We start from the raw sequence: 10,006 nt of genomic DNA on the forward strand, positions 1-10,006 counted from the left end.
AAGCTTTATCAGAAAGTCCGACCGTGGAGTAATGAGAGGCTATATAAAGAGGTAGATCAAACGTTTAATTTTGTAAATGATAAGGTTACTCATATTCTTCTTATTCTGTAGCACACTGGCTTATGGCCAACATCATGATTGGTCAGAATTTGATACGTCTAAGTCTGTTAATTGCATCTTTTACCTGAATGGCGATTCTCTTCCATACACCGGTACTGTTCTTGAAAAACATTTTGGATTCAAAAAAAACATCATTTATTTGGAAAATGGACTGATTGCTTCGGATACATTGTTCCGGTTTAAACGTATAAAATCCTATTGTATTGATTTAGTAGTTTCGGATACGATTGATAATATCCTTCCAGATTCGCGCTGTTTTAATTTCTCAAGAAGAGGAGATTTGAAAACAATGGATGAATTTCGGGAAGGAAGTATATTTGGTGATTATGTTCGGTATTATCGAAATGGGCAAATTAAGTATCAGGGCAAAATTGACTTAAATGGCTTTATGACGTCTTATTGGATTTACTATCGAAAAAACGGAAGCATCCAATCAGCCGGAAATATGTTAAATGGAAAGGACACAGGCATATGGACATGGTATGATGATGAAGGAAATGTAGCTTTCACAGAAGAATATGAGGATGGAAAAAAAGTAAAGGAGTAATGGCTTCTTCAATCTGTATCTCCCATCTGAGTTAAACTATCTCTCATCTGAGTCAATCTGTGAAGATTCAGATATTATAAACTATTTCAAACATTCCCTTTAGCCGATAGCAACACAGCAATACTTTTTGTATTTTCAAATTGAGCGAAAATAATAATAAGCATCACCATGATTGGGACACTCAATAACATCCCTAAAACACCCCAAATTGCACCCCAGAATGTCAGAGAAATAATTACCACCAATGGACTTATGTTTAATGTTTGACCCATGATTCGAGGTTCGAGTAGATTGCCAACAAGAATTTGTACCGCACCAATTAGTGCTAAAACCAAAAAGAAATGTGAAAATGAACTGAATTGAACCAAAGCAATTATAGACGGAAATAGTGTGGCGATTAAAGAGCCTATTGTAGGTATATAATTTAATACAAAAATGAGGAAGGCCCAGAAGAATGCGAAATCGATATGTAGTATTAACAAGACGATATAACTAACACTTCCGGTAATTAAACTGACCATTGTTTTTAAAGTGATATAGGAATTGATTGACTTATTCACCTTCTGTAAAATACCATTGACTTTTTCAAATTGATCTTGTTCTTTGAAAACTGCTTTTATTTTTAAGCTAAAAATTGCTTCTTCCAATAATAAAAATACAACATATATAATCACGATAAATGCACTGCCAAATAAATCTGTGATGGAATTTAATAGCGATTTAAGTATGGTTGAAAAATCAAAGTCGCCAATATAATTGTTTAGTGTAGCATAAATATCAAGTCCTGTATAGTCGTTTAGCTGCTTTATCATTTGCTGAATATTAGCCTCATACAGTGGGAGCAGAGCTGATATTTTATTAATATTATTGGCTAATAATTTGCCAACGAAGGTCAGAATGCCAAATACAATAATGAAAGCTAAAATATTCTGAAGCCAAAGCGGAGCAATCCGATTACGAATCTTAATTCGCTTAATGCCATTTCGAATACCTTTAATCAGGAACCAAATTAGTATGGCAAGTACCAAAGGCAGGATAATGTTTTTGCCATAAATTAAAATAATTACAATGGCAATTCCCACTACCAATGCATAGGCCATATTTTTAATCTTCATAAGCTTACTTATTAGATGATGGAATTTAAGGAAAATTCTGTTTTAATCTAGAAAACCCAAAAGAGGAATTGAATTAGTGAATCTTTAACTCTTTTCTAATTGATTTCACGGATTCCTGATTCAATTAAAATATTAGAACAAGGGAGTTATCAAACTGTGTTCTGCATATTTTTTAATTTCCTGCATAAAACTGACTGTTTTGCTTGAGTCAATAACAAAGTAGTTGCCTGTATTGTAAGCCGAACTCAATATCATTTCATGGGCATTTTTATATAGACTCAGTTTTACACTTTCATTTTGGGTTGTTGTTATTTGAATACTATACAACATGGAATCTGTTGTTAAGTCTTTATTTTGTGAAAAACCGAGCGCATTAAATCCATCTATTAGTGCAATCAATTCAACATCATTCCCTAAATCTGTTTGTGTATGCTTGTTAATCCATGAATCTTCATTTCTGAAAAATCCAATATTTTTAGCATTACCAGAAATATTTACTTCCTGCCAAAAACCCAATGGCCACACAATATTTTGCTTGTTACGCCACTTATTCACCGGATTCTTAAATGTACCTTCCAAATAACTCTCACAAGCATAAACCTGATCTTCATCTGGCAATCGAACATATTGATTAACCCTTACTTGATTTTGAAAAATCATTTTGCCAATGATAATCTGAAAGCTTTCGTTTGAGGTAAAAATCTCCAATAGGCTACCCGCAGTGTCTACTTCGTATTTGCTCCAGCTATCCTTACTTTCAGAGGCCAGGCGAGATGGTTTCAGTTTAAATAATTCTTCAATAGCACGTATAATGGCTTCATCAGATACCCGAAAGCTTAGCTTATCTTTTTGTTCCAACATCCAATGATCATTGTTTTTCACCAGTTTAAAACCTTCGTATTCATTAGCAAGAGGGGTAATATTAAACTGGACTATCTGACTACTGTCGATTTCAAAAAATGTTTGTTTTAAGCTTCCTTCTTCCTTTTGTGATTTGAGAAATCGCAAGCCTACCAGCAGTACGACTACAACAAGAAAAATTAGCAATAATTGTGAATTCTTAAGCTTCATTATTATCGGTTTTTAACATTTAATGATTAGTCCAGATGGCAATTTTTCTTTTTTGCAACCGCAGCCTTATTATGGCAATAATGACAAGGATAAGGATGGGAAGTAATACATTCATGTATTTCAAAAAGCTTTTTTTCTTATCGGATAACTGTTTGATTGGTCGTGAACTAATGGTTTTTGTGCGCAATTCTGCCAAACCCGTTTCATCCGAAAGCCAATCAATGGCACCGGCAAAAAAGTTGATATTATCGGGTGTTCCCTGAAATCTACCTTGCTGGTCGTTTAGTGCAAATTCTCCATTCGAAATAACCACTATTCGTGCATTGTTTGTTCCGACCAATGGTCCTTCAATTGCAAATGCTACAGGAATTCGGCTACGATTAAAAAGTTGTCGGTGCCATTTCCTAGTGATATCAAAGGTTCCCGGAGCAATTTCAACACCTGAGAAATCAGATGTTTGCACCAATGGAAATGCTTTAATGTTTGTATCTGAAATAACACACTCGATTTCTGAAGCAAAAGGAACCAACATCGATTCCATTCCTTCGGTTATGGAATGCTTGCCAAAATTTGAAAAATAGGGGATATAAGGAAAATCAAGAGGTGTATTCATTACATAATTCCCTTGTTTTTGTTGCACGGTAATCTGCGTACTTTGCTCATCGATGACCAAATTGCGTTTGATGATAATACCTAATGTGCTGAGCCAGCTTTCTAAAGCAGTTGAATTGATATAGGATTGAGGTGGTTGTCCTGATAAATCTCCACGAACTAAACCATGCGCAATGAAAACACTGCCTCCAGAACCAACAAAGCTATTTATTTCTTGAATTTGTTTAGTACTGAAAGAGTCTAGTGGATTGACAATAGCGATTGTTTTAAAGTGAGGAGGTATGGTTGTTTGATCAGTCAAATCCAACTCTTCTAAATTGTAAAGAGCCGACAAAGCCTCATTCACATATGACAATTCGGCTAATCCTGCTTCTCCATGTCCTTTTATAAGTGCTACTGATGGTTTATCATCTGATGAAATTTTACGGATAGCAAATGTTAAGGCAAATTCCATTGGCGCCCCTGGTTGAATAGCTGGAATTATTTCAGAATTTTCACCATATTGTACTTCTGCTCCCAAATAAACCTGTTGTTGTTCAAATTTATCTTTTTTGCGCATATTGTGAATTTGTGGTACAATACCTTTTTGCTCTACCTTTTTTTGTGTTCGTGCATCTTTCTGTGGATTAACAAACGAAAAAACCACTTTGTTTTTCGAATACTTGCTGTATTCTTCCAGCATATAGCGAAAATCGTTTTTTAGTAATTGGATGTCGCTAGGTAATTTTTCTGAAAAATAAGCAGTTATTGTTAAGGGTTCTTCCAGATTTTCCAAGGTTGTTCGAGTTGTTTCACTGAGTGTATAACGTTTGTCAGCAGTGAAATCCAAACGCCAGTTGAATGAATATAAAATCACATTAATGGCTATGATTATACCTAAAATAATCAATATCCGAATGCTGGCTTGTTTTTTATTTTGATACATATCTTTAGTCAATTAAGCTCTTTTTTGATAACATGAAATTAGCCAGTAGTAAGCCGGAAAATATCATGGAAAAGAAGTAAAATATATCTCTGAAATCGATTACACCTCTGGAAATAGATCCGAAGTGAGAATTTAAACTGATAAAATTGAAAAATGCGGCCATTCCACCGGTCATGTTTCGTGCAATTAAATCAAAAATCAACTGGAAAAACAAGGCAATGAATAAGGTGAGTAAAAAGGCAACAATCTGATTACGGGATATGCTGCTGGCAAATATGCCAATACTAATATAGGTACCACTAATTAGTAATAAACCCAAATAACCGCCAATAATAGCACCGTGGTCTACGTCTCCTAATCGACTGACTGTGATGTAATAGGGCAGAGTTAGTAGCAAGGCAATGAGCACCAGCATCCAGGCAGCAAGAAATTTGGCGCTGATAATTTGCATGTTCGAAATTGCTTTGGTTGATAATATTTCGATAGTTCCTGAATGCATTTCCTCTGCTACTGTGCGCATGGTAATACCCGGGATGAAAAAAAACAAGGTCCAGAACGACCACGAAAAGAATACATTTAAACTGGCCTGTCCGACCAGAAAGATGTCATTCCCATAGAGCCAGGTGAAAAAGCCACTGAATCCTAGAAAAAGTATCAATAAAATATAAGCTATCAATGAATCGAAATAGCTTTTGATTTCTTTTTTTGTCAATATCCAAATTGCATTCATAGTCTTAGTTTGAAGCTGTTAATTTTCTGAAAATGTCTTCCAATTTGGTTTCACTTTCTTTCATTTCAAGCATATACCAGCCTTGCTTTACGCACAAATCAAATAAGGCTTTCTTACTGCTATAGGCATCGCTTGATTGAATTTGATATAATAATTTCTGATCATCTAAAACGGATAAATCAATTATTGAGGGAATCTCTTTCAGTATCATTGATACCTGATCAACTGTTTGTTTTGATTCTAATTGAAGCCTGATTAAACTGCCACTTTGTGCTTGCTGATGCAAGGCCGCTGGGGTTGAATCGGCTACAATTTTTCCTTTGTTGATGATGATAATTCGATCGCAAGTTGCTTCCACTTCTTGCAAAATATGTGTACTCAAGAGTATGGTTTTTTCCTTGCCCAGATTTTTAATTAATTCCCTGATCTCCACAATTTGGTTAGGGTCAAGACCAGATGTCGGTTCATCCAATATCAGGACTTCAGGATCATGGATCAATGCTTGTGCTAAGCCAACCCGTTGTTTGTATCCTTTCGAAAGCTCGCCAATTTTTTTATGCTGTTCATCACCCAAACCAACGTATTCAATAATTTCGCTGATGCGTGAAATGGTTTTGTCTTTAGGAACTTTTTGTAAGGCAGCAATAAAAGCGAGATAATCATGAATATACATGTCCAGGTATAGTGGGTTATTTTCTGGCAGGTAACCAATTTTCAACTTAAATGCTTCAGGATCATCAAAAATAGATTTCCCATCAACAGTTACATTACCTGAACTAGGAGCCATAAAGCAAGAAATGATTTTCATGGTGGTGCTTTTCCCTGCACCATTTGGACCCAAAAAGCCCAATACTTCGCCACTATTCAGCTGGAAAGAAATCGCATTGATCGCTTTTTGTTCCCTGTAAATTTTTGTTAAGTTTTCAATGTTTATTTCCATAGAATATATTTTTCGATTTGCAAAAATAGGGAGTTTGGGGCTTTTTGTCAAGCTATTAAACAAATGAAGTCTTCTCCAACAATTGATGCGTAGGTATAAGGAATAAAACATTTTTACAGTGCAAAAATTATGATGTTTTAGGTCATTCTTTTTGTTAAAAGAGTTTTTATGTATCATTCCAATCAGAAAAAAAGTACAATGTTAATATTGAGATATTTTGTGAATAAGAATAATTAAAAATTCAATATTAATAGTTTAAGTTTGCTATAATTTATTTCTATATATTTGATAATGTGGCATTTAAGGTGTTGGTGAGTTAGGACTTTAAGAGGTTCATTAATAAAACTTGAAAACAGTTTTTAACAATAATACATCATGTTGAAAAAATCAGATAATAAACGAATAGTTCTCTTTGTAATGCTGCTTCTTTTCATTTTCCCTCTTTCTGAAATAAGTGCTCAGGGATGGTACAGTGCCAACTGGTCATATCGAAAAAAAATCACAATCGACAATACGAAAGTTGGCGGCTCAACTAATCATACAGATTTTCTCGTTCTTGTGAGCACTTTATCTGATGGAGATCTTATTTATTCAGAAGAAATCATGATGAAATAAAATCAATAAATTATGAAAAAAAACATACTACTTTTAATGTTTTAATCGCAATATCAGCCACCATATCAACAGCCGGGTCAGGTAACTGGAATTCAACAACGCCAGACTCACCCTGGCCGAATGGAATTGTTCCTAATTTGGTTTCAGATGTGATTATTGAAAATGACCATACAGTAACAGTGAATGTCACCAATGCTGAATGTGCTTCGTTAATTATCGGAGATGGAGGTGGTGTTGCATATATGAATTTTTCAGGTTTAACTCCCTCATTAACCGTAACAGGAAATGTGGATGTTGGATTTGCCAGTAACCACGGTAATCGAGTAGGTGTTCTCACTTTTACTTCAGATGCAACATTAACAGCCGGATCAGTTTCGCTTAATGAAAACTTCAATACAACTTATAGTGAAATAAACATGGCTGCAGGTGGAACACTGATCACAGGAGCTTTAGCAATTGCTGGTGAAAGTTCGGTTGGTGCAACCTGGACACCTGGCATTGGTACAGTTGAAATAACTGCCACCAATACTTTGCCATCAATAATTTTCACCAACTTTGAAGATCTTCATATTAATGCTGGGTCAACCACTGTTGCTTCAAATATTACGATTAATGATGATCTAATTATAGCTGATAGTGCTTCTTTAATACTGAATTCAACTGTATTTTTTACTGTGATAGATAAGTTTACATTAAATGGAAGCGAATGTATAATCTTAGAATCAGATACGAATGGCCGAACTGCTTCATTACTAAGTGCTGGGACAATTTATGGCTCAGGTACGGTTCGGTTTGAAAGATATTTTAAAGGCGGTGAATGGCATTATTTCACCCCAGTTATTCAAGGTACACCTAGCAATTGTTTTAACCAGGCTGCACTTTATGAATACAATCCTGCTAGCTCATCCTGGTCATCAATTGGTCCAAACGATACGCTGACTTTATTGAATGGTTATGATGTGTATTTTAAAAATAATACAACGGTATCAATAATAGGCACACCATATCAAGGATCAAAGAATAGAGAATTAATAAATTATTCAAATGGCTACAATTTTGTTGGCAATCCTTATTTATCAGCTGTTGATTGGGATAATGGAAGTGGTTGGACAAAATTATTGATAAACAATTCTACCTATGTATGGGATCCATCTACTAGTGCTGTTTCAAGCTATGTAAATGGTAATGCTACCAATGGTGGATCTCAATTTATTCCAGCATCTCAAGGCTATTTTGTCAGTGTTTTAACTGGAGGTACAGCCAAACTAACTGTAAATGGAATTGCTTGTACGCACCATGACATTAAGATGCGTGCTGAAAATTCTAAGAAGAATAGCTTGACATTAAAATTGGAAGATGCTAATTTGTATGACGAAACAGTCGTTTACTTTGATGATCAGTCGACTGAATATTTTGATGGACAATATGATGCTTATAAATTAGATGGAAATAGTATAAATCGTACCACAATTTACTCAAAAACAAATGATGGAAAAGATCTTTCCATCAATGCAATCCCTGAAAATAGACAAGGTAATAGTATTCCATTATATTTGAGTGCAGGGCCAGGTGGTCTGAAGAAATTAAGTGTTTCTGGTCTGGATAATTTTGCTACAGATATGGATGTGTTCATAGAGGATTTAGTATTGAACAAAATGATAAATATGAAAACAGGGGAATATTCATTTATGTATGAACCAATTGTTGAGGAAAAAAGGTTTATTCTGCATTTTTCATATCCATCTCAAATAGTTGAAAATAATTTAACTACACTGGAAGAAAAAAATGAACTAAATCAGATAAGTGAAATAACAACTTATTTTAATTCTAGTGACTTAATTATTGATCTTACAAATTCTAAAGAATCAAATTATGAATTATTCGTATATGATGTATTAGGTCAATTAGTTGTTCAAAAGCAAATAAAAACCAAAGGAATTGAAACCATACACATCAAGGGAAAAGATGGATATTACTTTGTGAAATTGGTCTCAGGAAATGACGTACACACAAATAAATTACTAAAATTGAGTTCTTTTTAGTGGGTTAGGTTCAACTTCAGGATATGCTTATCATTTAATAGGAAATCCATATCCTTCACGTATAAATGCAGATGCATTTTTCGTAACCAACACCAACTTAGATGGTAACATTTAGGTTGGTGTTGGTCTGATGTTGGAAGCAATGGAAGTTGCTATTCCAGCGCTGATAATTAATCATGGAATAGCTCAGGCTGTGTAACTGCAAGATGTTAGTACTATATGGAATCAGGACAGGGATATTTTGATTATATAAATTCAGCTACTTCAGGTAGCTTTACGAATAATCATTGGTTTCATACTGCATCTGGTCAGTTTTATACACCATCTATAAATGAGAAACATCAAATATGACTTCGCTTATTGCACCAAGATATTCTAATGGAACTCTACTTTTGATTGCATTTCTTGATGGGGCAACGAGTGGAAAAGATCGTTTGTATGACAAATCAACTAGGATAGTTGATTAACAATAATCTACCAATTTATCGGTAAATCGAATAGGCAATTAAAAAACGAAAAGTATAGCTCAAAAAAATCAATAAACAAGAGATTTATCTCAGCATATGCTATATTTGCAGCCATTTAATAACGCTAAATTAACTGTTATTACGTGGATATAGATTTATGAAAGGTCCGGGATATTTTTTTAATCAACTTTTTTTTGGTAAATATAGCAGTCGGTTTAACCAATATTGCCAACAAAAGGATATTCCAACTCCATACAAACTTTGTTATCACGATGATCCTGATCATCATATTTACGAAATCTTCTTTCCAAATACCAAATTTCAGATTTACCATAGCACGGAGCGAGTAGGTTTTGAAAAAACAGCATTTTTTTCCAGTCGTAAAAAACATCGGAAAAAGTATAAGAAAATATACGGCTATTCAATTCTACATATTGAAGGTAAAGACCTACGTGTTTTTTGTTACCGAAAAGATGTTTATGGACATCGGGCGAAAGTATTGTACTATTTCTTAGATGATACATTCATTTTGGGCGAGTATGTATTTATGTCCTATACCAAGGATAAAGTATCAGAAATTGCAAATAAACTTGCCCAGACTTATCATGTTAATTTAAAGGATGCTGCTGCTAGTTATTACATTGAGGATGCAAACCATGGTCGTATTATGCTGAATGACACAGGATTCGATTTAAATATCAAGTTTCGTAACTAATCAGGGACAAACATAGCAAGTAATTTTATTCAATTTCTGAGTTTTCCACAATATAGATGACAGGTACACGCTTAGGCAATTAATAGTTGCAATCGAATTGATTTGGA

At 34.3% G+C, this 10,006-nt stretch carries 9 protein-coding genes; 4 read left to right on the forward strand and 5 right to left on the reverse strand.

Annotated features, from left to right (window positions below; all coding sequences use genetic code 11):
* Nucleotides 1-76 precede the first annotated feature (76 nt).
* Nucleotides 77-667: a hypothetical protein gene (locus tag HOG71_02815; GenBank protein MBT5989762.1), complete on the forward strand. Its 591-nt coding sequence runs from the start codon at nt 77-79 to the stop codon at nt 665-667.
* Between the two features lie 86 nt (nt 668-753).
* Here the strand turns inward: HOG71_02815 and HOG71_02820 are convergent, their stop codons facing one another.
* From HOG71_02820 to HOG71_02840, 5 genes are all read right to left on the reverse strand, one after another.
* Nucleotides 754-1,782: an AI-2E family transporter gene (locus HOG71_02820; GenBank protein ID MBT5989763.1), complete on the reverse strand. Its 1,029-nt coding sequence runs from the start codon at nt 1,780-1,782 to the stop codon at nt 754-756.
* 132 nt (nt 1,783-1,914) lie between these two features.
* Complete coding sequence (locus tag HOG71_02825) at nt 1,915-2,853, reverse strand: DUF4340 domain-containing protein (protein MBT5989764.1); 939 nt, start codon at nt 2,851-2,853, stop codon at nt 1,915-1,917.
* Nucleotides 2,854-2,872: 19 nt separating this feature from the next.
* Complete coding sequence (locus tag HOG71_02830; GenBank protein ID MBT5989765.1) at nt 2,873-4,402, reverse strand: GldG family protein; 1,530 nt, start codon at nt 4,400-4,402, stop codon at nt 2,873-2,875.
* Nucleotides 4,395-5,120 carry an ABC transporter permease subunit gene (locus HOG71_02835; GenBank protein MBT5989766.1) on the reverse strand — a complete coding sequence of 242 codons (726 nt, stop codon included), beginning with the start codon at nt 5,118-5,120 and terminating at the stop codon, nt 4,395-4,397. The genes HOG71_02830 and HOG71_02835 overlap by 8 nt, the downstream gene beginning before the upstream one ends.
* Nucleotides 5,121-5,124: 4 nt before the next feature.
* On the reverse strand, nt 5,125-6,060 hold the full coding sequence (locus HOG71_02840; GenBank protein ID MBT5989767.1) for an ATP-binding cassette domain-containing protein: 936 nt from the start codon (nt 6,058-6,060) through the stop codon (nt 5,125-5,127).
* A 375-nt stretch (nt 6,061-6,435) separates the two neighbouring features.
* Between HOG71_02840 and HOG71_02845 the strand changes: the two genes are divergently transcribed.
* From HOG71_02845 to HOG71_02855, 3 genes are all read left to right on the forward strand, one after another.
* Nucleotides 6,436-6,675, forward strand: a complete 240-nt coding sequence (locus tag HOG71_02845; protein ID MBT5989768.1) for a hypothetical protein — start codon at nt 6,436-6,438, stop codon at nt 6,673-6,675.
* A gap of 149 nt (nt 6,676-6,824) precedes the next feature.
* Nucleotides 6,825-8,717, forward strand: a complete 1,893-nt coding sequence (locus HOG71_02850) for a T9SS type A sorting domain-containing protein (GenBank protein MBT5989769.1) — start codon at nt 6,825-6,827, stop codon at nt 8,715-8,717.
* Between the two features lie 624 nt (nt 8,718-9,341).
* Nucleotides 9,342-9,899 (forward strand): hypothetical protein, encoded by a 558-nt coding sequence (locus tag HOG71_02855; GenBank protein MBT5989770.1) that lies wholly within the window; start codon nt 9,342-9,344, stop codon nt 9,897-9,899.
* The last annotated feature ends 107 nt before the right edge of the window (nt 9,900-10,006 follow it).

This window comes from Bacteroidota bacterium, assembly GCA_018698135.1.
Lineage (GTDB): Bacteria > Bacteroidota > Bacteroidia > CAILMK01 > JAAYUY01 > JABINZ01.